Below are 22,164 nucleotides of genomic sequence, written 5' to 3'. Positions count from 1 at the left end.
CCGCCGATGAAATCCGCCAAGAAACTCATCGAAGTCGCCCTCCCCCTCGCCGCGATCAACGAAGCCTCCGCGCGCGAGAAGTCGATCCGCCACGGGCACCCGTCGACGCTGCACCTGTGGTGGGCGCGGCGGCCGCTGGCGGCGGCGCGGGCGGTGATCTTCGCGCAGATGGTCGACGACCCGTCGGCCTGGCCGGACCTCTTCCCGACCGAGAAGGCGCAGGAGAAGGAGCGCAAGCGCCTGTTCCGGATCATCGAGGACCTGGTCCTCTGGGAGAACACGACCAACGAGACGGTGCTGCAGGCGGCGCGCGAGGAGATCTGGCAGAGCTGGCGGCGCGCCTGCGCGGAGAACGCCGACCATCCGCGCGCGAAGGAACTCTTCGACCGCAACAGGCTCCCCGCCTTCCACGACCCGTTCGCCGGCGGCGGCGCGCTGCCGCTCGAAGCGCAACGGCTCGGGCTCGAAGCCTGGGCGAGCGATCTCAATCCGGTCGCGGTGCTGATCAACAAGGCGATGATCGAGATTCCGCCGAAGTTCGCCGGGCGGCCGCCGGTCAATCCCGAGTCGAGGCAGAACAAGGACCTCGTCGGGCGCACGTGGAAGGGCGCGCAGGGGCTCGCCGAGGACGTGCGCCACTACGGCCAGTGGATGCGCGACGAGGCCGAGAAGCGCATCGGCAAGCTGTACCCGCCGATCGAAGTCACGGCCGAGATGGCGAAGGGCCGCCCGGATCTCAAGCCCTACGTCGGCCGCAAGCTCACCGTGATCGCGTGGCTGTGGGCGCGCACGGTGAAGAGCCCCAACCCCGCGTTCGCGGACGTCGACGTGCCGCTCGCCTCGACGTTCATGCTCTCGACCAAGGAGGGCAAGGAGGCGTACGTCCAGCCGGTGATCGAGCAGGGTACGCAACTGAGCAGCTACCGGTTCACGGTGAAGACGGGGAAGCCGAAGGACGCGGAGGCGGCGAAGAACGGGACGAAGCTCTCACGCGGCGCGAACTTCCAGTGCGTGATGTCGGGAACGCCGATCGCCGGCGACTACATCAAGGCCGAGGGCAAGGCCGGGCGCATGGGCGCGCGGCTGATGGCGATCGTGGCCGAGGGCGATCGCGGTCGCGTGTATCTGGCGCCAACGCCGGAACACGAAGCGATCGCGCGCAAGGCAAAGCCGGAGTGGAAGCCGGAGCAGTCGCTGCCCGACGATCCGCGAAACTTCTGGACCGTGCAGTACGGCCTCACGACCTACGGTGACCTCTTCACCCCGCGCCAGCTCGTGGCGCTCACGACGTTCTCGGACCTCGTCGGCGAGGCGATGGAGCGCGTCCGCCGCGATGCCGTGCAGGCCGGCATAGCCGACGACGGCAAGCCGCTGCGCGAGGGGGGCAGCGGCGCGGCGGCGTATGCAGCTGCGGGCGCGATGTTCCTCGGGATCGGTGTCAGCAGACTAGCCGATGCCCAGAACTCGCTCTGCCAGTGGGGTCCTGGGATGGATCAGACTCAGCACCTGTTTCGGCGACAAGCGGTTCCGATGGTCTGGGACTATTCGGAGTCCAGTGCTTTCTCTGACGCCGCGGGTGATCTGCACACCACGTTGAACACCCTCGCGCGAGTAGTCGATCAGCTTCCATCATCAATGTCCGCGTTTTCCGACCAAGCAGACGCGCAGAATCAGAGTATCTCGACGGACAAGGTCATTTCGACCGACCCTCCCTACTACGACAACATCGGCTACGCTGATTTGTCGGACTACTTCTACGTCTGGCTGCGCCGTTCGATGCGGCCGGTGTTTCCCGACCTCTTCGCCACATTGGCGGTGCCGAAGGCCGAGGAGCTCGTCGCGACACCCTACCGCCATGGCAGCAAGGAGAAGGCCGAAACCTTTTTCCTCGACGGAATGACGCAGGCGATGCATTGCCTCGCCGAGCAGTCACACCCGGGATTCCCGGTCACCATCTACTACGCCTTCAAGCAATCCGAGAGCGACGACGATGCGGGCACGTCGAGCACCGGTTGGGAGACCTTCCTCGACGCGGTGATCCGGGCCGGATTCGCGCTCAGCGGCACGTGGCCGATGCGCACCGAGCGCGGCGCGCGCTCCATCGGCATCGGCACCAACGCCCTGGCCTCCAGCATCGTCCTCGTCTGCCGCAAGCGCTCGCCGTCCGCCCCCACCGCCACCCGCCGCGACTTCCTCGACGCGCTGAAGTCCGAGCTTCCCGCCGCGCTCGTCCTTTTGCAGCGCGGCAACATCGCGCCGGTCGACCTCGCGCAAGCCGCGATCGGCCCCGGCATGGCGGTGTTCACGCGCTACGCGAAGGTCCTCGACGCCGACGGCAAGCCGGTCACGGTGCGGCAGGCGCTTTCGCTCATCAACCAGGTCCTCGACGAAGCGCTCGCCGAACAGGAGGGCGACTTCGACGCCGACACGCGCTGGGCGCTCGCGTGGTTCGAGCAAGCGGGCTTCGAGCCGGGCGAGTACGGGGTCGCCGAGACGCTGTCGAAGGCGAAGAACACGAGCGTCGGCGGCATGGTCGAGGCGGGTATCGTCGCGTCGAGGGCGGGCAAGGTGCGGTTGCTGAAACCCGCCGAGTTGCCGAAGGATTGGGATCCTGCCGCCGATGCGCGCCTGACCGCCTGGGAGTGCGTGCACCAGTTGATCCGCGCGCTCGACCACGGCGGCGAGGCCGGTGCCGCCGCGCTCGTCGGAAAACTCGGCGCACGCGCCGAGACCGCGCGCGAACTCGCCTACCGCCTCTACACGATCTGCGAGCGGAAGAAGCGCGCCGAGGACGCCCGCGCCTACAACGCGCTCGTGCAGAGCTGGCCGGAGATCGTGCGGCTGGCGCAGGCCGACACGGCCGCGCAATTCACCCTGCTCTAGGGGGCACTTGCAATAACCCAAGCGTTGGGATATAGTGGCGACGATCTTCCGGGTCGGGGCGTTTCGAGTGGTCGTCTATACGAACGATCATGCGCCTGCTCATGTCCACGCGGCCGGTAACGGGAGCGCGAAGTTCGAACTCGGCCGTGGTCCCGACGACGTCCGCCTGGTCGAGCGGCGCGGCGTTCCGGTCTCGGACCTGCGGCGCATCGCGAAAGCGATCATCGAGCGGCACGCCGAGTGCCTCGCCGAATGGAGGCGAATCCATGGCAACCGATGAACTGGTGACAAGCATTTCCGAACGCCGCATTGCGAAGGCGGTCGACGACCAACTCGCGAAGGCCACGAAGGCGGGCCGTGCTCGCGCGAGCAAGGGCGATCTCGCGATCGGCGTCCGGTACGACGCCCGGGCGAAGCGATTGAGCATCGAGCTCGCGTCGGGTATCGGGCTCTCCATCCCGGTGGAGAAGATTCAGGGGCTCGAGGGCGCGTCGAGCGCGGTCCTCGGATCGGTACGGGTGGAGGGCGGCGGGTACGGCTTGCACTGGCCTTCGCTCGATCTGGATGTCGCGGTTCCGGATCTCGTCGCGGGTTGCTTCGGATCCCGCGCATGGATGTCTGCCCTGGGTCGCCAAGGCGGAGCGGCCACGACCGAATCCAAGCGAATCGCGGCTCGGGAGAACGGCAGGAAAGGCGGCCGGCCGCGAAAGGACAAGGCGCCCGCGCAGAAGGTCGAGACGTTCTTCCGCGAACGGGCGCGGCGCGCCGAGCCGGACCATGCGCGAAGCATCCTGAAGAAGGTCGCAAGCGCGCCGCCTGTTGCGGGCGACGAACTGAAGGCCGCGCACAAGATGAAAGAGCCACGAGCGACGTACCGGGTCGATCAGGTGCCGGTGGCCGCGGGCCGGACCAAGGTGCGAGCGAAGAAGCGGTGATCGGCGCCATGACCATCACGCGAATCGATGTGCGTGCGCACCTCGACGGGAGCATCAGGCTCGTTTCTCGCGGTGAGGCAAAGGCGCTGATTTCGGCGCTGCCTCGCGATGGCACGGTAGAGCTCGATTTCGCCGGCATCGAGGGCATCGGTCCGTCCTTTGCCGATGAGCTGTTTCGGGTGTTCGCGAACGCGCATCCGGCGGTGGTACTGGCGCCGATCCACGCGAATGAAGCGATAGCGCGAATGCTGCGCCGGGCGCAGGCGAGCAGAACCTCCGCAGCCAATCAGGGGTGAGGAACGATGGCGATCACCAACCACGAACGCGTCGGCAAGGCGATGGACCTGCTCAAGGCCGGCCTCGCGCCGTTCATCGAGCGCGAGATGAAGTCGCAGTACCAGGCGGACTGGCTCAAGGAGGCGAAGGAAGCGCTCTCGCCGCAGCAGTTGACGCTTGCCGGAGCGATGAACGATCCGCTCGGCGACGTCTCCGCGATGCTGTCGCTGATGAGCAATCGCTGGCAGGACCTGTTCCGCAAGACGCTCGGGCAGGCAGAACGCGCGCTCGTGGGTGAACTGCGCACCGTCCGCAACAACTGGGCGCACCAGAAGGCTTTCTCGACCGACGACACGTACCGTGCGCTCGACTCGGTCCACCGTCTGCTGCTGGCCGTGTCGGCTGCGCAGGCGGGGGACCTCGACCAGCTGAAACAGGAGATCCTGCGCGTCCGCTTCGAAGACCAGGTGCGCGGCGAGAAGCGGAAGGTCTCGAGCACGACGATCGAGAGCACGGCCACTGGCGGGCTCAAACCCTGGCGCGAGGTGGTCACGCCGCACAAGGACGTCGCGAGCGGACGCTACCAGCAGGCGGAGTTCGCCGCCGATCTGTGGCAGGTGCACCTCGGCGAGGGATCGGACGAGTACCGCGATCCGGTCGAGTTCTTCCGGCGCACGTTCCTCACCGAGAGCCTGAAGCGACTCTTGGCCGGCGGCGTCAAGCGCCTGTCGGGGAAGGGCGGCGACCCGGTCGTCCAGCTCCAGACGAACTTCGGCGGCGGCAAGACGCACTCGATGCTCGCGCTCTACCACCTGTTCTCCGGGCGCAAGCCGGTCGAGCTGCCGGGCATCGACGCCGTGATGCAGGACTCGGGGCTGGCCGCGCTGCCGTCGGTGCGTCGCGTCGTGCTGGTCGGCAACAAGATCTCACCCGGCAATCCGGTGGTGAAATCGGATGGGACGGTCGTCCGCACGCTCTGGGGCGAGCTCGCGTGGCAGCTCGGCTTCGCGGCGGGCGGAGTCAAGGAGGCGAAGAAGGCGTTCGAGCGCGTCCGGGCCGACGACGAGCGCGCGACCAATCCGGGCGACGCGCTGCGCGAATTGTTCAACGCCTACGGCCCCTGCCTCGTCCTGATCGACGAGTGGGTCGCCTACGCCCGCCAGCTTCACGACCAGGGGGACCTGCCTGCCGGCAGCTTCGAGACGCAGTTCAGCTTCGCGCAGGCGCTGACCGAATCGGCGAAGCTCGCGAAGGCGTGCATGCTGGTCATCAGCCTGCCGGCCTCGGACTTCTCGGGGTCGCCGCACGTGCAGGCCGACGACGTCGAGGTCGGTGGCGAGCGCGGGCGCGCCGCGCTCTCGCGCCTGCACAACGTGATCGGGCGGCTGGAATCGACATGGCGGCCCGCGAGCGCCGAGGAAGGTTTCGAGATCGTGCGGCGGCGCCTGTTCGAGCCGCTGACCGAGGCCGCGCAGTTCAAGGATCGCGACGTCGTCGCGCGCGCGTTCGCCGACCTGTACCAGACGCAGGGACAGGAGTTTCCGCCCGAGTGCCGCGATGCGGACTACGAGAAGCGGATCAAGGCGGCCTACCCGATCCATCCCGAGATCTTCGACCGGCTCTATTCCGACTGGTCGACGCTGGTGAAGTTCCAGCGCACGCGCGGCGTGCTGCGGCTGATGGCCGCGGTCATCCACAGCCTCTGGGAGAAGGGCGACCGCAATCCGCTGATCCTGCCGGCGAACATCGCGGTCGGCGACTCGCGCGTCCAGTTCGAGCTGACGCGCTACCTGCCCGACAACTGGCCGCCGGTGATCGAGAAGGACATCGACGGCCCGAACTCGCTGCCGCTGCGCATGGACAGCGACCTGCCGAACCTCGGCAAGTACCACGCATGCCGTCGCGTCGCGCGCACGATCTACCTCGGCTCGGCGCCCACACAGAGCGCTGCACATCGCGGCATCGAGGACCGGCGCGTGAAGCTCGGCTGCATGATGCCGGGCGAGACCGCGGCGGTGTTCGGCGACGCGCTGCGGCGCATGGCGTCGGTCGCGACCTACCTCTATCAGGACGGTCCGCGCTACTGGTACTCGACGCAGCCGACCGTCACCAAGCTCGCCGAGGATCGCGCGGAGCAGTTGAAGCGCGACCCGGACAAGGTCACGAAGGAGCTGGAGGACCGGCTCCGCGCCGATCTCCGCAAGACCGGCGACTTCGACCGCGTCCATCCGACGCCGCATTCGGGCCAGGACGTGCCCGACGACATGGACGCGCGGCTGGTCGTGCTGGGCGTCGACCATCCGTACAGCAAGGATCCGGATTCGCCAGCCATGCGCGCGGCGAAGCAGATCTGGGAGTCGCGCGGCAACGCGCCGCGCCTGTTCCGGAACACGCTCGTCTTCCTCGCCGTCGACCAGGCGAGATTGCAGGATCTCGACGAAGCGGTGCGGAAGTTCTTAGCGTGGGATTCGATCCTGCGCGAGAAGGACACGCTTAACCTCGATCCGCATCAGCAGAAGCAGGCCGAGACGCAGAAGGCCGGCGCGGATACCGCGGTCACCGCGCGCCTCCCCGAGGCGTACCAGTGGCTGCTGGTGCCGGTGCAGCCGAAGGCGACCGACGAGGTCCGCTGGGAAAGCATTCGGTTGACCGGCGGGGACGCCCTCGCGGTGCGGGCGAGCAAGAAGCTGCGCCACGAGGAATTCCTCGTTACGTCGCTCGCCGGAACCCGGCTTCGCATGGAGCTCGACAAGGTGCTGTGGCGCGGCGACCACGTCGCGGTCCGGCAGCTCGCCGAGGACTTCGCCCGGTACGTCTATCTGCCGCGGCTGAAGGATGCGGACGTGCTCGCGGGAGCCGTGCGCGATGGGCTCGGGCTGCTCCTGTGGCAGCAGGATTCGTTCGCGTTCGCCGACGGCTACGACGAGGCTGCGGGGCGGTACGTCGGCCTGCGCGGCGGCAAGACCGTGGACGTCACGGCCGATCGCATGAACGGGCTGCTGGTGAAGGCCGACGTCGCGCAACGGCAACTGGAGCGTGAACACGAACCGGTAGCGGGCGGCGGTGCGGGAACCGGCGGGGATGACCGTCCCGCAGCACGACCGGGCGCGAGCGATCCGACCGATCCGGACAAGCCCGCGCCACGCCTCCCGCCGACGCGCTATCACGGCAGCGTGGTTCTCGATTCGACCCGGGTGGGTCGCGACGCGGGGCGCATTGCGGAAGAAGTCATCGCGCACCTCGCGGGACTGGCAGGCTCCGATGTCACGGTAACGCTGGAGATCGAGGTAAGGGTACCTTCAGGCGTACCCGACAACGTCGTGCGGATCGTGACCGAGAACGGGCGGACGCTGAAGTTCGGGAGCCAGGGCTTCGAGCGGGACTGAACGAGAGAAGTGCGCAACGGCGGCTGCCCCGCAAGTTCCCCGTCCCGGTAGACAGCGGAGACTGGACCTTTCTGGCGGGTGTCGTCGCGCCAGTACTCGAGCCGGATTCGCGCCAGCCGAATGCTTGCAGTCGATTCCCAAATTGGGTATGATAATTCCCGAAATGGGAACGGCGATGAACTCCGCGGTCGGTTCAAGCCCCGCAAGCGGCTTGGCCGGCGCCCTTTTCACGCCCGTTCAGCAAATCCTGCTCGGCCTCCTCTACGGACAGCCCGATCGGCGCTTCCAGAGCGCGGAACTGATCCGGCTCGCCGCCTCCGGGACCGGGGCGGTCCATCGCGTGCTGACCCGCTTGGCGGGCGCGGGGCTCGTTGCCGTGGAGCGCGTCGGCAACCAGAAGTACTACCGGGCCAACCGCGCGAGTCCGGTGTTCAACGAGCTGCACGGACTGATCATCAAGACGTCGGGTCTGCTCGGTCCGCTCCGGGCTGCGCTCGCGCCGCTTTCGGGCCGGATTCTCGCCGCCTTCGTCTACGGGTCGGTAGCGAAAGGGACGGATCGTGCGGCGAGTGACATCGACCTGATGGTCGTCGCTGACGGTGTCGACTACACGGAGGTCTTCTCGGTGCTGCAGCCTGTCGAGGCGACGCTTGCGCGGACCATCAGTCCCAATTTGATGTCACCGGCCGAATGGCGCCGCAAGCAGAAGCAGGCCGGGTTCGTGGCGCGCATCGCCGGACAGCCGCGGCTCTTCGTGATCGGTTCGGACGATGGTCTCGCCTGAGCTCGAGAATCTCGCGCGCATCGGGCAGCTCAAACGCGAGCCGCCCACGGACGACGAGATCGCGGGGCTCAAGCTGCTGGCGGAGGAACGGTTGACTGACGTCGCTCGCATCGGCCTGTCGTACTCCAGCCGAGTCGAAGACGACCCGGAAGTCGAAGACGTGCGCGCGGAAGCTGCGCTGAGGATCGCGTCCCCGCGCGCACCATCGCCCCCTACAGCGTAACAAGCCCCCGCGGCGTCCGCAGCATCGCCGCGAGGCGCGCCGGCGAGCCGAACGACACGCGCATGGCGTCCTGCAATCCGACCGACGCGAGCGCCTTGCGGATCGACTGCGGATCGGGGTGCGAAGCGGCGAGTTCGATGAGCGACACGCCGTCGTTCGGCAACCCGTCCGCCGGGTGCTTCTCGACGTCCCACTGGATGAGTCCCGGCAGCACGCCGTCGCCGGCGCGGCGGCCGTCGTCGGGAATCGTGCTGCGCCAGCGGAAGTCGCCGCGCGACATCGGGTGGATCGGGCCCGGCGCGTAGCCGGCCTTCGCGACGGTGCGCTCGATGTCGCTGGTGCGGGCGAGCCAACTGACCAGACGCGGGCGCTCGGCGAGCGCGACCTGCATCGCGGTGTCGTCGAGGTCGAACCAGCGTGGCCGCGCGGGCTTCGGCAGCGTCGGGTCGATCGCGATCAGCTCGAGGTACGTTTTGTCGCCGAGGCGCACGAGCGCGTTGTGCGTGCCGACGGTTACGTGCTGGCCGCCGGGGCGCGGTGCGACGCCGGTCAAATCCGCGAAGTATTCGATCGCCTGGGCGAGCGTCACGCCGGCGACGACGAGGTGGTCGAGCGCAGTGCTCACGGCGCCGCCTCCGCCGGATCGAAGCCGAGTTCGGCGCGAGCGCCGTTGGGATCGAAGGGGGGCATGGAGTCAGAGCCGTCGTCCGGGCAGTTCGATGAGGCAGAACACGGGCAGCCAGCCCCGAATTACGGCGCTGCCCCCATGGTACGCGACCACACCTGTCCGAGGAACGCGCCGGCCATCGCGGTGGCGTCGGGAGCGCCCGCGACGTTGAACGGCAGCGACGCGTCGCCGCCGCTCCAGGCGTGGCCGAGGCCGTCGATCTCGACCAGCCGCGCGACGAGGCTTCCGTCCTTCTCCCAGTCACGCACCTGGAACGGATGGCCGAGCAGCGGATTCTCGCGCCGCGCGTGGTCGGGCTCGGGGAGCGAGGACTCGGAGCCCTTCGGAACGTCGATCTCGTTTCGCGCGAGGAACTGGCGAACGACCGCGCCGGAGTTCCGGGCCGCGACGACGTCGTCGGCGCGCCCATGGATGGCGAGGAGCGCCACGCGCTTGCCTTCGGGCGGCGCGGCGTCGTACGCGGTGAGGCCGAGCTTCGCCACGTCGATGTCCGGGCCGCGCTTCATGACGGTGAGCGCCATGATCGGCTGGGACGCGGCGCCGCAGGGCAGCCCGGCCACCGACACGACGGCGCGCACGCGGTCGGCATGGCGGACGCCGAGGATGGTCGCGAGCGCCGCGCCGGCCGACATTCCGATGGCGGCGGTGCGCGAGGCGTCCAGGCTCCGCCAGCGCATCGCCTTGCGCATCGCGGCGAGCACGATGGCCGCCTCGCCCCGGCCCGCGATCGTGGCCGGGTCGAACCAGTTCCAGCAGCGGTACGGATTCGCGCGCTCGTGCTGGCGCGGCATCAGCACATAGGCGCAAAGCTTGTCCGCGAGCGCCTCGATGCGCGTGCCCTTCGCGATGTCTTCGGGCGATTGCCTGCAGCCGTGCAGCAGCACCACGAGCGGCATCGCGCGAAAGCGCGACGCGCCGGCCGGCACGTACATGCGCCACTTGCGGCGCGGCCACACCCACGGGCTCGACGCGAGCCATCCCCTCCACGCGAAAGCTGCGCCGCCGACGTAATGACCGGGCGCAGGCGCGCCGCCGCCGAACCAGCGGGCGAGCGTTTGCTTGATGCGCGGCCAGAGGTTCATTGCGGGGGGTGTTGGTCGGGTGGGGCCGGGGCGTGGGATCGCTATTGTGCCCGGGCGTGGAGGCTGTCGGGCTGAAGCCCGACCCACCACGCTCTCCGTAGGTCGGCCTTCAGGCCGACGCCGTTGCTTCGCATCGGCACGGCGGCTGTCGGGCTGAAGCCCGACCCACGGGGCGCACATTGTCGGGCTGAAGCCCGACCTACGTCAGATGAGGACGATGTCGAACTGCTCCTGCGTGTAGAGCGACTCGACCTGCAGCGAGATCGGCTTGCCGATGAAGTCGCCCAGGCCGGCGAGGCTCTGCGACTCCTCGTCGAGGAACATGTCGATGACCGCCTGCGCGGCCAGGATGCGGAACTCGCGCGCGTTGAACTGCTTCGCCTCGCGCAGGATCTCGCGCAGGATCTCGTAGCAGACGGTCTGCGGCGTCTTCAGCGCGCCGCGGCCCTTGCAGGTCGGGCAGGGCTCGCACAGCACGTGCGCGAGCGACTCGCGCGTGCGCTTGCGCGTCATCTCGACCAGGCCGAGCTGGGTGAAGCCGTTCACCGTGAGGCGGGTGCGGTCGCGCTCGAGCGCGCGGTTCAGCTCGGCGAGCACCGCGGCGCGGTGGTCGGTGTTCTCCATGTCGATGAAGTCGATGATGATGATGCCGCCGAGGTTGCGGAGCCGGAGCTGGCGCGCGATCACCTGCGCGGCCTCGAGGTTGGTCTTGAAGATGGTGTCGTCGAAGCTGCGGCCGCCGACGAAGCCGCCGGTATTGACGTCGATCGTGGTGAGCGCCTCGGTCTGGTCGATGATCAGGTAGCCGCCCGACTTGAGATCGACGCGCCGCGCGAGCGCCTTCTCGATCTCCTCCTCGATCGCCGCGAGGTCGAACAGCGGGCGGTCGCCGGCGTAGTGCTCGATCCGCTCGGTGAGCGCCGGCGTGTACTGCGCCGCGAAGGCGGTCATGCGCTGGTGGGTCTCGCGCGAGTCGACGAGGATGCGCGTCGTCTCCTCGGTCGCCATGTCGCGCAACACGCGCTGCGCGAGGTTGAGGTCCTGGTAGAGGAGGGCCGGCGCGGGCTGCGCGGAGGAGCGCGCCTCGAGGTCGCGCCACAGCTTGGTCAGGTACTCGATGTCGGCGGCCATCTCGCGCTCGCTCGCGGTCTCCGCCATCGTCCGGATGATGAATCCGCCGCCGGTGCCCTCGGGCAGCAGGTGCTGCAACCGCCCGCGCAGTTGCTCGCGCTCGCCCTCGTCCTCGATGCGTTGCGAGATGCCGATGTGCGAGTCCTGCGGCAGGTACACGAGCAGGCGTCCCGCGAGGCTCACCTGCGTGGACAGCCGGGCGCCCTTCGTGCCGATCGGGTCCTTGATCACCTGCACGAGCAGCGATTGGCCCTCGTGCAGGATCCGCTCGATCGGCTTCTCGGCGTTGCCGTGCCCGTTCTGGCGGTGCTCCCAGATGTCGGCGATGTGCAGGAACGCCGCGCGCTCGAGCCCGATCTCGACGAACGCGCTCTGCATGCCGGGCAGCACCCGCGCGACGCGGCCGAGGCAGATGTTCCCGACCAGCCCGCGCGCGCTCGCGCGTTCGACGTGCAACTCCTGCACGACGCCCTGCTCGAGCATCGCGACGCGCGTCTCCTGCGGCGTTACGTTGATGAGGATTTCATGCGCCATCGGCGGCCTCCGGTGCCGGGCGGGTGGCCGGCACCGGGGGGGTCATGGTACGGGAAATCCCGCCCTGGCGAGGAGAGACGCGGTCTCGGCGAGCGGCAGGCCCATGACGCCCGAGTAGCTGCCCTCGATGCGCGTCACGAACGCGGCGGCCCGGCCCTGGATGCCGTAGCCCCCCGCCTTGTCGAACGGATCGCCGCTCGCGACGTAGGCGGCGATGGCTGCGCGCGAGAGCGGAGCGAGCGTGACGCGCGTGCTCGACAGCGCGAAGTGCGTGTCGTCCTGCCAGCGGATCGCGACGGCGGTCACGACGTCGTGTGTCCGTCCGGCGAGGCGCGCGAGCATCGCCTTCGCGGCGCGCTCGTCGGCGGGCTTGCCGAGCACTTCGCCCTCGACGATCACCTCGGTGTCGGCGCCGAGCACCGGGCGGACCTCGAGGCCGCGGGCGAGCATCGACTGCCAGCCGGCGTTCGCCTTGGTGCGCGCGATGCGCTCGACGTAGTGGAGCGGAGGCTCGCCGTCGTGCGCGACCTCGAGCACGTCGGGCGCGCGCCCAGCCGCCTCGCGCATGCGCAGCACCTCGAACGCGACGCCGATCTGCGCGAGCAGTTCGCCCCGCCGCGGACTCTTCGATGCGAGCCAGATCGCCGTCGGCTTCATTCGCGGTGGTAGGGGTGGCCGGCGAGGAGGCTCACCGCGCGGTAGACCTGCTCGATGAGCACGACGCGCACGAGCGCGTGGGGCAGGGTGAGCGCGGAGAGGGCGAATCGTGCGGCGGCTCGGCGCTTGAATCCCGCGTCCAGGCCGTCGGCGCTGCCGATCACGAAGGCGAGCGAGCGGGTCGACTCGCGCCACCCGTCCAGACGCTCGGCGAACTCGCGCGTGCTCCACGCGGAGCCCCGTTCGTCGAGCGCGACGACGGTCGCGCCCGCGCAGGCCGCATCGAGCCGTTTCGCTTCGGCCGCGAGCATCTGGGCGACGCTGCGTCCGCGGTCGCGCGCCTCGGGCTTCAACTCGACGACGTCGAGCGGCCAGTCACGCGGCAGGCGCGAGGCGTAGTCGCCGCAGCCCGCCGCGACCCAGGCGGGCATCCGATGGCCGAGTGCGACGATCGCGAGCCTCATCGTCGGAACGGAGCGCGCGGCCGACGGCGATCACGCCGCCCGCGCGGACTTCGCGCGCTTGAGGGGCCGCGCGGTCCAGAGTTCCTCGAGGTTGTAGTAGGCGCGCACCGCCGGCTGCATCACATGCACGACGATGTCGCCGGCGTCGACCAGCACCCACTCGGCGGATTCCTCGCCCTCGACGCCGATGATCGACGCGCCCGCCGCCTCGAGCTTCTCGCGCACGTGGCGGGCGAGCGCCTTGACCTGCCGGTTCGACTCGGCGCTGGCGATCACGATGGTGTCGGTCATGCTGGTGAGCTTGCGCACGTCGAGGATCACGATGTCGCGGGCCTTGATGTCCTCGAGCGCGGAGACTGCGGTCTTCGCGAGTTTGTCGGGTCGCATTCGCGCGGGCGGTGTCCGGTCAGGCGGCGTAGAGCCGATGGGTTGCAATATAGTCCCAAACCGCGCGGGGCATCAACGCGCGCACCTTGTCCGCTTCCTCGCCGCCGCGCGCGAGCGCGGAGCGGATCGCGGAGGCGGAGATGTCGCGCGCGGTGGTCGGGACGACGAAGATCCGCCCGGCGCTCGATGCGGCGAGGTCGGCGCGATCGGTGGTCAGCCGTTCGCTCCACAGCGGCACGAGCGCCTCGGGCAGCGCGGCGTCGAACGGGTCGCGCGGCCGCGCGGCGACCGCGATGTGCGCGAGCGACAGGAGATCCTGCCAGCGATACCAGAGCGGCAGTCCGCGGAACGCGTCGGCGCCGAGGATCAGCACCAGTGGCCCGTGGCGGTTCTCGCGGCGCAACTCCTCGAGCGTCAGCACGGTGTAGCTCTTGCCCTGGCGCTTGAGTTCGCGGTCGTCGATGACGAGTCCCCGGCGCCGCGCGATCGCGAGCTCGAGCATCGCCAGGCGATCCTCGGCGGAAGCCCCCGGGCGCGGACGGTGCGGCGGATCGCTCGCGGGCAGCATGCGAACTTCGGGCAGCGCGAGCGCCCGGCGCGCGTCCTGCGCGAGGCCGAGGTGGCCGTAGTGCACCGGATCGAACGTGCCGCCGAGCAGCGCGATCGGCGCGGGGTCGTCGTCGGCCACCGTGGCGGTTCGCGGCATCAGAAGCCTGAGCCCGGTTGCTGCAGGAACGCGACTTCCTCCGGCGTCGAGGCGCGCCCGAGGATCGCGTTGCGGTGGGGGAAGCGTCCGAAGCGGCGGACGATGACCGCGTGCTTCTCGGCCCACTCGAGCGGCGAACGATCGCCGGTCTCGGCGGCGAGCCGCCCGAAGAGCTCGAGCGAGCGCTCCTGGTCCGAGGGATCCTCGCTGTGCTCGAACGGCAGATAGAGGAAAGCGCGCTCGAACCGGTCGAGTTCGCGGTCGAATCCCGCATCGACCGCCGCACCCGCGAGTTCGAGCGCGAGCGGATCGCCCGCGAAGGCGCGCGGCGTATCGCGGAACACGTTTCGCGTGAACTGGTCGAGGAGCAGGATGCGCGCGAGCGCGCCGCGCGGCGTCGCGCTCCATTCGCGAAATTCCCCGGCGAGCGCGGCGTCGATCGCCGGCCCGAAGCGCGTGCGGATGCGCGCGTCGAACGCGGGATCCTTGCGGAACCATTCGGCGCGCGCGGCGTGCGGCGGGGCGCCGAACCAGAACGCGTGGATGTCGGAGGCGAGGGCGGCGGCGTCCACCCGGGTATCATACGGAAAGCGGCGACCCCGTACGCGCCCGCCCCGCCCGGACGCGGTCCGGCCGGCTGCGGGACGAAGCCCCGCGCCCGTTCCGCTTGCCCGGATGTCCGCCCCCGCCACCACCGATCGCCGTACCCTCGCGCTCCTCGCGGTCTGCCAGGCGCTGCTCCTGACCAACGCCTCGTCGCTGATCTCGATGCAGGGGCTCGTCGGCTACCAGATCGCCTCGACCAAGGCGCTGGCGACGCTCGGCGCGTCGACCTACGTGATCGGATCCGCGCTCGCGACGATGCCGGCGTCGCTGTGGATGGCGCGGGTCGGCCGGCGCACCGGATTCATGGCCGGCGCGCTCGTCAACGTGCTCGGATGCGCGCTCGCCGTCCTCGCGCTCTACCTCGCGAACTTCACGCTGTTCTGCATCGCGACCGCGATCATCGGCGTCTACAACGCGATCGGTTTGCAGTACCGCTTCGCCGCCGCCGAGGTCTCCACGCCGGCCGACCGCGCCAAGGCGATCTCGTGGGTGCTCGCGGGCGGCGTCGCCGGCGGCGTGATCGGGCCGACGTCGATGCGCTTCGCGAAGGACGCGCTCGACGTGCCCTTCGCCGGTTCGTTCATCGCGCTCGCGTTCTACGCGCTGGTCGCGCTGGCCGTGCAGTCGTTCGTGCGCGTCCCGCCGCCGTCCCACGAGGAGCGGAAAGGCGGCGGCCGGCCGCTCGCGGAGATCGCGCGCCAGCCGGTGTTCATCGTGGCGGTCCTGTCGGCGGCGCTGGGCTACGGCCTCATGAACCTGCTGATGGTGGCGACGCCGCTCGCGATGGATTTCTGCGGCTTCGAGTTCTCGGCGGCCGCGCTCGTCATCCAGTGGCACGTCGTCGGGATGTTCCTGCCGGGACTCCTCACCGGCTCGCTGATCAAGCGCTTCGGCGTGCTCTCGGTGATCAGCGCCGGCATCGTGCTGATGCTCATGTGCGTCGCCGTCGCGCTCTCGGGGACGACGTTCACGCACTTCGTCGCGGCGCTCGCGCTGCTCGGCGTGGGCTGGAACTTCATGTACACCGGCGGCACGACGCTGCTGACCGAGGCCTACACGCCCTCCGAGAAGGCGCGCGTGCAGGGCGCGAACGACTTCACGGTGTTCGCGATCATGGGCCTGTCGTCGTTCTCCTCCGGCGCGCTGGTCTCGGCGGCCGGGTGGGAGATGATGAACTACTCGGCGATCCCGGTGCTCTTCATCGTCGCGGTGGGCGTCGTCTGGCTCGCCCGGCTGCGGCGCGAAACGGCGGCGGCCGCGTAGCCCGCCTGGTCCGCCGCCGCAAGGCGCGCTTCGCCGCCGGACGCGGGGCCGGAGGTTGCGTCAGGTCCGAATCTGGCCCGACCCGAGCACGACCCACTTGCGCGACGTGAGCCCTTCGAGGCCCACCGGACCGCGCGCGTGCAGCTTGTTGGTCGAGATGCCGATCTCGGCACCCAGCCCGTACTCGAAGCCGTCGGCGAAGCGCGTCGACGCGTTCACCATCACCGAGCTCGAGTCGACTTCGCGCAGGAAGCGCATCGCCGCAGCGTGGTCGTTCGTGACGATGGCGTCGGTGTGCTGCGAGCCGTAGGTCGCGATGTGCTCGATCGCGGCGTCGAGCGAGTCGACGACGCGCACCGCGAGGATCGGCGCGAGGTACTCGGTGCGCCAGTCCTCCTCGGTCGCGGGCTTCATGTCGGGCACGAGCGCGCGCGAGCGCTCGCAGCCGCGCAGCTCGACACCCTTCTCCCGGTAGATCGCCGCGAGCGCGGGCAGCACCCGCGGCGCGATCGACGCGTGCACGAGGAGGGTCTCCATCGTGTTGCACGGCGAGTAGCGCTGCGTCTTCGCGTTGTCGGCGATCTTCACGGCCATGTCGACGTCGGCTGCCGCGTCGACGTACACGTGGCACACGCCGTCGAGGTGCTTGATCACCGGCACCTTCGCCTCGCGCGCGATCCGCTCGGTGAGACTCTTGCCGCCGCGCGGCACGATCACGTCGACGTGTTCCTCGTCGGCGATGAGGCAGCCGACCGCCGCGCGGTCGGTCGTCGCGACGACCTGGACGGCGGCCTCGGGGAGCCCGGCCGCGCGCAATCCCGCGTGGACGCACGCGGCGATCGCGGCGTTGCTGCGGATCGCTTCCGAACCGCCGCGCAGGATCGTCGCGTTGCCGGATTTGAGGCAGAGTCCCGCGGCGTCGGCGGTCACGTTGGGGCGCGACTCGTAGACGATGCCGATCACGCCGAGCGGCACGCGCATCATCCCGACCTGGATGCCGGTCGGACGGTAGCGCAGCTCGGAGATCTCGCCGACCGGATCGGGCAGCGCGACGATCTCCTCGAGGCCCTTCGCCATCGCCTCGATGCCCGCGGCGGAGAGCGTCAACCGGTCGACGAACGCCGCGTCCTGTCCGGCGGCGCGCGCGGCCGCGACGTCCGCAGCGTTCGCTTCGACGAGCTTCGCCGCGTCGCGACGTATCGCCCCGGCCATCGCCGCGAGCGCGCGATCCTTAGCCGCGGTGTCGGCACGCGCGAGCACGCGCGCCGCTGCGCGCGCCGCCTCGCCGACGCCGCGCATGTACGCGGGAACGTCGGCGAAGGTGCCGAGTCCGGGGACGGCGAGGTTGGTCATCCGGACATTGTAGCCCGCCGGACGCTCCCGGCCCGACCTAGCGCCTGAGGTCGATCCGCCGCACGCCGTTCTCGCCGCCGACGAGGATCGTGTCGGCGCCGCGCCGTGCGAAGAGGCCCACGGTCACGACTCCCGCGAGCTGGTTCAGGTCGGACTCGAGTTTGACCGGATCGAGGATCGACAGGCCGCGCACGTCGATGACCACGTTGCCGTTGTCGGTGGTGAATCCCTGCCGCAGTTCCGGCTGTCCGCCGAGACGCACGAGTTCGCGCGCGACGTAGCTGCGCGCCATCGGGATCACTTCGACGGGCAGCGGGAAACGCCCGAGCACGTCGACGAGCTTGCTCGAATCGACGATGCAGACGAACTTGCGCGACGCGGCCGCGACGATCTTCTCGCGGGTGAGCGCGCCGCCGCCGCCCTTGATCATCGCGCCGTGTTCGGTGACCTCGTCGGCGCCGTCGATGTAGACCGGCAGCGGGCCGACGTTGTTGAGTTCGTCGAGCGGGATGCCGTGCGCCTTCAGCCGCTCGGCGGTCTTCACCGACGAGGCGACCGCACCCTTGATGCGGCCCTTGACCTTCGCGAGTTCGTCGATGAAGAAGTTCGCGGTCGAGCCGGAGCCGACGCCGATCCACGCGTCGTCGACGACGTGCGCCATCGCGTCGCGCGCGACGGCCTGCTTCAGTTCGTCCTGGGTCATGTCGGCTACTTTTTCCGCGCCGGCGGCACGTCGGTGCAGGTGCCCTCGGCGACCTCGGCCGCGAGCCCGATCGACTCGCCGAGCGTCGGGTGCGGATGGATCGTGCGGCCGATGTCGACCGCGTCCGCGCCCATCTCGATCGCGAGCGCGACCTCGCCGATCAGGTCGCCGGCGTGCGTGCCGACGATGCCGCCGCCGACGATGCGATGCGTCGCCGCGTCGAACAGGAGCTTGGTGAAGCCCTCGTCGCGCCCGTTCGCGATCGCGCGTCCCGACGCGGCCCACGGGAACAGTCCCTTCGTGACCGCGATGCCCTTCGCCTTCGCCTCGTCCTCGGTCAGTCCCACCCACGCGATCTCGGGGTCGGTGTAGGCGACCGACGGGATCACGCGCGCGTCGAAGTGCGCCTTGTGCCCGGCCGCGGCCTCCGCGGCGACGTGGCCTTCGTGCACCGCCTTGTGCGCCAGCATCGGCTGGCCGACGACGTCGCCGATCGCGAAGATGTGGGGGACGTTGGTGCGCAGTTGCGAATCGACCGGGATGAAGCCGCGGTCGGAGACCGCGACGCCGGCCTTCTCCGCCGCGATCTTCCTGCCGTTCGGCGCGCGCCCGACGCTCATCAGCACCTTGTCGTAGGGCTGCGGACCGGCAGGCGCGCCTTCGCCCTCGAAGGTCGCGTAGATCGCGTCCGCCCGGGCCTCGACCGCGACGGTCTTCGTCTTCAGCATGACGCGGTCGAAGCGCGGCTTGTTCACCTTCTCGAACACGCGCACGAGATCGCGGTCGGCGCCTGGCATGAGCCCGTCCATCATCTCGACCACGTCGAGCCGCGCGCCGAGCGTCGAGTACACGGTGCCCATCTCGAGGCCGATGATGCCGCCGCCGATGACGAGCAGGCGCTTGGGCACGCTCTCCAGTTCGAGCGCCGAGGTCGAGTCGAGGATGCGCGGATCGTCCGGGATGAACGGCAGACGCACGACCTGCGAGCCTACCGCGATGATCGCCTTCGCGAAGCGCACCACCTTCTTCGCGCCGGTCTTCGCCTGCGCGACGCCCTCGGTGAGTTCCACTTCGAGATGGTGCGGATCGAGGAACTGGCCGACGCCGCGCACGACCTCGACCTTGCGCGCCTTCGCCATGCCCGCGAGCCCGCCGGTCAGCTTGCCGACGACCTGGTTCTTCCAGCCTTTGAGTTTCGCGAGGTCGACCTGCGGCTTGCCGAAAGTCACGCCGTGCTTCGCCAACGCCGCGGTCTCGTCGACGACCGCCGCGACGTGCAGGAGCGCCTTCGACGGGATGCAGCCGACGTTCAGGCACACGCCGCCGAGCGTCGCGTAGCGCTCGACGATCACCGTCTTCATGCCGAGGTCGGCCGCGCGGAACGCCGCGCTGTAGCCGCCGGGACCGGCGCCGAGCACGAGCATTTCGCATTCGACGTCCGGCTGGCCCTGGAAGGGCCGGGAAGAGGGAAGAGAGAAGGGGGAAGGGGGCGTCGGCGACGGCGCTGGCGACGCAGTTGAAATCGATGCAGGAGAAACGGGCGGCGGAGACACCGCCGCACCCTTCCCCCTTCCCCCTTCTCCCTTCCCTGCCTCTGCGGCACCCTTCGCCCTTCCCCCTTCCCCCTTCCCCGCCTCCGCGGCATCGAGCACGACGATGACCGACCCCTCGCTCACCTTGTCGCCGACCTTCACCGCGATCGACCTGACCGTGCCCGCGATCGGGGCGGGCACGTCCATCGTCGCCTTGTCGCTCTCGAGCGTGACGAGCGCGTCCTCGGGCTTGACCGCGTCGCCCGGCTTGACGAGCACTTCGATGACCGGAACGTCCTTGAAATCGCCGATGTCCGGCACCTTGACGTCGACGCTCTGGCTCATGGTCCTCGGATCTCCAGGATCGCTTCGATCTCGACCGTGATGTTCTCGGGGAGCGACCCCATCCCGACCGCGGAGCGCGCATGCCGGCCCGCGTCGCCGAACACCTGCACGAACAGGTCGGAGCATCCGTTGATCACGGCCGGATGCTTCGTGAAGCCGGGCGCTGCGTTCACCATGCCGAGCAGCTTGACGACGCGCGCCACGCGATCGAGGCTGCCGAGCGCCTGCTTCGCCGCGGCGAGGAGTTGCGTGCCGACGATGCGCGCATGCGCGTAGGCGTCCTCGACGCCGACGTCCGCGCCCACGACGCCGCGATGGAAGCCGTTCGCGCTGCGGGGCCCCTGTCCCGACAGGTACAGCAGGTTCCCGGTGATCACGAACGGCACGTAGTTCGCGACCGGCACCGGCACCGGCGGCAGCACGATGCCGAGTTCCTGCAACCGCGCGCCGATGCGATCCATCGCCGTCGCTACAGCATCGCGCGGCGCAGGTCGCCGAGCAGCGTGCCGAGGTAGGTGGTGAAGCGCGCCGCCGCGGCGCCGTCGATCACGCGGTGATCGTAGGAGAGCGAGAGCGGCAGCATGAGGCGCGGGACGAACGCCTTGCCGTCCCACACCGGCTTGTGCGCGCTCTTCGACACGCCGAGGATCGCGACCTCCGGCGCGTTGATGATCGGCGTGAACGCGGTGCCGCCGATGCCGCCGAGCGAACTGATCGAAAAGCATCCGCCCTGCATGTCGGCGGGACCGAGCTTGCCCTCGCGGGCCTTCGCCGAGAGTTCGCCCATCTCCTTCGCGATCTGCAGCACGCCCTTCTGGTCGGCGTTCTTCAGCACCGGAACGACGAGGCCGTTGGGCGTGTCCGCCGCGAAGCCGATGTTGAAGTAGCCCTTCAGCACGAGGTTCTCGCCGTCGAGCGACGCGTTGAATTCGGGGAACCTGCGGAGCGCGGCGACCGACGCCTTGATGAGGAACGCGAGCATCGTGACCTTGACGCCGGCCTTCGCGTTCTCTCCGTTGAGCTGGACCCGCAACGCCTCGAGGTCGGTGATGTCCGCCTCGTCGAACTGCGTGACGTGCGGGATCATCACCCAGTTGCGCGCGAGGTTCGCGCCCGAGAGCTTGCGGATACGCGACAGCGGCTTCGATTCGACCGGGCCGTATTTCGCGAAGTCGACCTTCGGCCAGGGGATCAGGTTGAGTTCGCCGCCGCCGCTGATCGCTCCGCCCGTGCCGGTGGCGGACGGCACCGCGGCGCCGGACATCACTTTCTTGACGAACGCGCGCAGGTCCTCGACCAGGATGCGGCCTTTCGGTCCGCTGCCGGTCACCTTCGACACGTCGACGCCGAGTTCGCGCGCGATCTTGCGCACCGACGGCGAGGCGTGCGCGGTCCCGGATGCCGGAGAATCCGGGGAAGAGGGAAGGGGGAAGGGGGAAGGGCGCGTCGGCGACGGCGCTGGCGACGCAGTTGAAATCGATGCAGGAGAAACGGGCGCCGGAGACGCCGCCGCACCCTTCCCTCTTCCCCCTTCTCCCTTCCCTGCCTCCGCCGCACCCTTCTCCCTTCCCCCTTCCCCCTTCCCTGCCGCCGCGGTCGCGGCGGCATCGAGCACGACCACGACCGACCCTTCGCTCACCTTGTCGCCGACCTTCACCGCGACCGAACGGATCGTGCCCGCGACCGGGGACGGCACGTCCATCGTCGCCTTGTCGCTCTCGAGCGTGACGAGCGCGTCCTCGGGCTTCACCGTGTCGCCGGGTTTCACCAGCACTTCGATCACCGGCACGTCGGTGAAGTCGCCGATGTCGGGCACCTTCACCTCGACGGCTGAACCCGGGGAAGAGGGAAGGGGGAAGGGGGAAGGGCGCGTCGGCGAAGGCGCGGGCGATACCGCCGCAGGCGATGCAGGGGAAGCGGGCGCAGGAGACGCAGGTGCACCCTTCTCCCTTCCCCCTTCCCCCTTCCCTGCCGCCGCGGCGGCATCGAGAACGACGACCACCGACCCTTCGCTCACCTTGTCGCCGACCTTCACGGCGATCGACTTCACGACGCCCGCCGCGGGCGAGGGCACGTCCATCGTCGCCTTGTCGCTCTCGAGCGTGACGAGCGCGTCCTCCGGCTTCACCGTGTCGCCGGGTTTCACCAGCACCTCGATCACCGGCACGTCGGTGAAATCGCCGATGTCGGGAACCTTGATCTCGATCGTGCTCATCTCGGCGCGCT

21 protein-coding genes are annotated in these 22,164 nt (G+C 69.6%); 8 read left to right on the top strand and 13 right to left on the bottom strand.

Annotation, left to right across the window (positions count from 1 at the left end; all coding sequences use genetic code 11):
• Positions 1-6: 6 nt before the first annotated feature.
• The 7 genes from HS109_16590 (at position 7) to HS109_16560 (ending at position 8,487) form a co-directional block, all read left to right on the top strand.
• Positions 7-2,883 (top strand): DUF1156 domain-containing protein, encoded by a 2,877-nt coding sequence (locus HS109_16590; GenBank protein ID MBE7523986.1) that lies wholly within the window; start codon positions 7-9, stop codon positions 2,881-2,883.
• A 34-nt stretch (positions 2,884-2,917) separates the two neighbouring features.
• Positions 2,918-3,163, top strand: coding sequence for a DUF4160 domain-containing protein (locus HS109_16585; protein MBE7523985.1), 246 nt, complete (start codon positions 2,918-2,920; stop codon positions 3,161-3,163).
• Positions 3,164-3,302: 139 nt separating this feature from the next.
• Complete coding sequence (locus HS109_16580) at positions 3,303-3,818, top strand: DUF2442 domain-containing protein (protein MBE7523984.1); 516 nt, start codon at positions 3,303-3,305, stop codon at positions 3,816-3,818.
• Between the two features lie 8 nt (positions 3,819-3,826).
• Complete coding sequence (locus tag HS109_16575) at positions 3,827-4,114, top strand: STAS-like domain-containing protein (GenBank protein MBE7523983.1); 288 nt, start codon at positions 3,827-3,829, stop codon at positions 4,112-4,114.
• A 6-nt stretch (positions 4,115-4,120) separates the two neighbouring features.
• Positions 4,121-7,480 carry an ATP-binding protein gene (locus HS109_16570; GenBank protein ID MBE7523982.1) on the top strand — a complete coding sequence of 1,120 codons (3,360 nt, stop codon included), beginning with the start codon at positions 4,121-4,123 and terminating at the stop codon, positions 7,478-7,480.
• 163 nt (positions 7,481-7,643) lie between these two features.
• Positions 7,644-8,264, top strand: a complete 621-nt coding sequence (locus tag HS109_16565; GenBank protein ID MBE7523981.1) for a nucleotidyltransferase domain-containing protein — start codon at positions 7,644-7,646, stop codon at positions 8,262-8,264.
• Positions 8,251-8,487, top strand: a complete 237-nt coding sequence (locus HS109_16560) for a hypothetical protein (protein MBE7523980.1) — start codon at positions 8,251-8,253, stop codon at positions 8,485-8,487. Before HS109_16565 ends, HS109_16560 begins: the two co-directional genes overlap by 14 nt.
• Here the strand turns inward: HS109_16560 and HS109_16555 are convergent.
• From HS109_16555 to HS109_16520, 8 genes are all read right to left on the bottom strand, one after another.
• Entirely contained in the window at positions 8,477-9,112 is a 636-nt protein-coding gene (locus tag HS109_16555) for a VOC family protein (protein ID MBE7523979.1), read from the bottom strand. The two genes, HS109_16560 and HS109_16555, sit on opposite strands and share 11 nt — an antisense overlap.
• A gap of 125 nt (positions 9,113-9,237) precedes the next feature.
• Positions 9,238-10,257, bottom strand: coding sequence for an esterase (locus HS109_16550; GenBank protein ID MBE7523978.1), 1,020 nt, complete (start codon positions 10,255-10,257; stop codon positions 9,238-9,240).
• A gap of 204 nt (positions 10,258-10,461) precedes the next feature.
• On the bottom strand, positions 10,462-11,922 hold the full coding sequence (rng, locus tag HS109_16545; protein ID MBE7523977.1) for a ribonuclease G: 1,461 nt from the start codon (positions 11,920-11,922) through the stop codon (positions 10,462-10,464).
• A gap of 42 nt (positions 11,923-11,964) precedes the next feature.
• Positions 11,965-12,579, bottom strand: a complete 615-nt coding sequence (maf, locus tag HS109_16540) for a septum formation inhibitor Maf (GenBank protein MBE7523976.1) — start codon at positions 12,577-12,579, stop codon at positions 11,965-11,967.
• Entirely contained in the window at positions 12,576-13,043 is a 468-nt protein-coding gene (gene rlmH / locus HS109_16535) for a 23S rRNA (pseudouridine(1915)-N(3))-methyltransferase RlmH (GenBank protein ID MBE7523975.1), read from the bottom strand. Before rlmH ends, maf begins: the two co-directional genes overlap by 4 nt.
• A 30-nt stretch (positions 13,044-13,073) precedes the next feature.
• The gene (gene rsfS, locus HS109_16530; GenBank protein MBE7523974.1) at positions 13,074-13,430 is read right to left on the bottom strand and encodes a ribosome silencing factor; all 357 of its coding nucleotides are present in this window, start codon (positions 13,428-13,430) and stop codon (positions 13,074-13,076) included.
• A gap of 19 nt (positions 13,431-13,449) precedes the next feature.
• The gene (nadD, locus tag HS109_16525; protein ID MBE7523973.1) at positions 13,450-14,136 is read right to left on the bottom strand and encodes a nicotinate-nucleotide adenylyltransferase; all 687 of its coding nucleotides are present in this window, start codon (positions 14,134-14,136) and stop codon (positions 13,450-13,452) included.
• Complete coding sequence (locus tag HS109_16520) at positions 14,136-14,708, bottom strand: DUF924 domain-containing protein (GenBank protein ID MBE7523972.1); 573 nt, start codon at positions 14,706-14,708, stop codon at positions 14,136-14,138. The genes nadD and HS109_16520 overlap by 1 nt, the downstream gene beginning before the upstream one ends.
• Before the next feature lie 103 nt (positions 14,709-14,811).
• Between HS109_16520 and HS109_16515 the strand changes: the two genes are divergently transcribed.
• Entirely contained in the window at positions 14,812-16,005 is a 1,194-nt protein-coding gene (locus HS109_16515) for an MFS transporter (GenBank protein ID MBE7523971.1), read from the top strand.
• Positions 16,006-16,065: 60 nt separating this feature from the next.
• Here HS109_16515 and HS109_16510 read toward each other — a convergent pair whose 3' ends face one another.
• From HS109_16510 to aceF, 5 genes are read right to left on the bottom strand one after another with little or no spacing between them, the layout of a single operon-like run.
• Positions 16,066-17,358: a glutamate-5-semialdehyde dehydrogenase gene (locus tag HS109_16510; GenBank protein ID MBE7523970.1), complete on the bottom strand. Its 1,293-nt coding sequence runs from the start codon at positions 17,356-17,358 to the stop codon at positions 16,066-16,068.
• Positions 17,359-17,395: 37 nt separating this feature from the next.
• A complete protein-coding gene (gene rpiA / locus HS109_16505; protein ID MBE7523969.1) occupies positions 17,396-18,061 on the bottom strand; it encodes a ribose-5-phosphate isomerase RpiA in 666 nt (221 codons plus the stop codon).
• A gap of 5 nt (positions 18,062-18,066) precedes the next feature.
• On the bottom strand, positions 18,067-19,938 hold the full coding sequence (gene lpdA, locus HS109_16500) for a dihydrolipoyl dehydrogenase (protein ID MBE7523968.1): 1,872 nt from the start codon (positions 19,936-19,938) through the stop codon (positions 18,067-18,069).
• Positions 19,935-20,399 (bottom strand): RidA family protein, encoded by a 465-nt coding sequence (locus tag HS109_16495; GenBank protein ID MBE7523967.1) that lies wholly within the window; start codon positions 20,397-20,399, stop codon positions 19,935-19,937. Before HS109_16495 ends, lpdA begins: the two co-directional genes overlap by 4 nt.
• Positions 20,400-20,407: 8 nt before the next feature.
• The gene (gene aceF / locus HS109_16490; protein MBE7523966.1) at positions 20,408-22,153 is read right to left on the bottom strand and encodes a dihydrolipoyllysine-residue acetyltransferase; all 1,746 of its coding nucleotides are present in this window, start codon (positions 22,151-22,153) and stop codon (positions 20,408-20,410) included.
• Positions 22,154-22,164 lie beyond the last annotated feature (11 nt).

Source organism: Burkholderiales bacterium (genome assembly GCA_015075645.1).
Taxonomy (GTDB): domain Bacteria; phylum Pseudomonadota; class Gammaproteobacteria; order Burkholderiales; family Casimicrobiaceae; genus VBCG01.
This window is presented reverse-complemented; position numbering and strand designations above follow the sequence as displayed.

Coding starts and splice junctions, on each gene's coding strand:
- rsfS (MBE7523974.1), bottom strand. CDS start 13,430: ATGCGACCCGACAAACTCGCGAAGACCGCAGTCTCCGCGCTCGAGGAC.
- aceF (MBE7523966.1), bottom strand. CDS start 22,153: ATGAGCACGATCGAGATCAAGGTTCCCGACATCGGCGATTTCACCGAC.
- HS109_16495 (MBE7523967.1), bottom strand. CDS start 20,399: ATGGATCGCATCGGCGCGCGGTTGCAGGAACTCGGCATCGTGCTGCCG.
- rpiA (MBE7523969.1), bottom strand. CDS start 18,061: ATGACCCAGGACGAACTGAAGCAGGCCGTCGCGCGCGACGCGATGGCG.
- lpdA (MBE7523968.1), bottom strand. CDS start 19,938: ATGAGCCAGAGCGTCGACGTCAAGGTGCCGGACATCGGCGATTTCAAG.
- rng (MBE7523977.1), bottom strand. CDS start 11,922: ATGGCGCATGAAATCCTCATCAACGTAACGCCGCAGGAGACGCGCGTC.
- HS109_16510 (MBE7523970.1), bottom strand. CDS start 17,358: ATGACCAACCTCGCCGTCCCCGGACTCGGCACCTTCGCCGACGTTCCC.
- nadD (MBE7523973.1), bottom strand. CDS start 14,136: ATGCCGCGAACCGCCACGGTGGCCGACGACGACCCCGCGCCGATCGCG.
- HS109_16575 (MBE7523983.1), top strand. CDS start 3,827: ATGACCATCACGCGAATCGATGTGCGTGCGCACCTCGACGGGAGCATC.
- HS109_16515 (MBE7523971.1), top strand. CDS start 14,812: ATGTCCGCCCCCGCCACCACCGATCGCCGTACCCTCGCGCTCCTCGCG.
- HS109_16590 (MBE7523986.1), top strand. CDS start 7: ATGAAATCCGCCAAGAAACTCATCGAAGTCGCCCTCCCCCTCGCCGCG.
- rlmH (MBE7523975.1), bottom strand. CDS start 13,043: ATGAGGCTCGCGATCGTCGCACTCGGCCATCGGATGCCCGCCTGGGTC.
- maf (MBE7523976.1), bottom strand. CDS start 12,579: ATGAAGCCGACGGCGATCTGGCTCGCATCGAAGAGTCCGCGGCGGGGC.
- HS109_16565 (MBE7523981.1), top strand. CDS start 7,644: ATGGGAACGGCGATGAACTCCGCGGTCGGTTCAAGCCCCGCAAGCGGC.
- HS109_16570 (MBE7523982.1), top strand. CDS start 4,121: ATGGCGATCACCAACCACGAACGCGTCGGCAAGGCGATGGACCTGCTC.
- HS109_16550 (MBE7523978.1), bottom strand. CDS start 10,257: ATGAACCTCTGGCCGCGCATCAAGCAAACGCTCGCCCGCTGGTTCGGC.
- HS109_16560 (MBE7523980.1), top strand. CDS start 8,251: ATGGTCTCGCCTGAGCTCGAGAATCTCGCGCGCATCGGGCAGCTCAAA.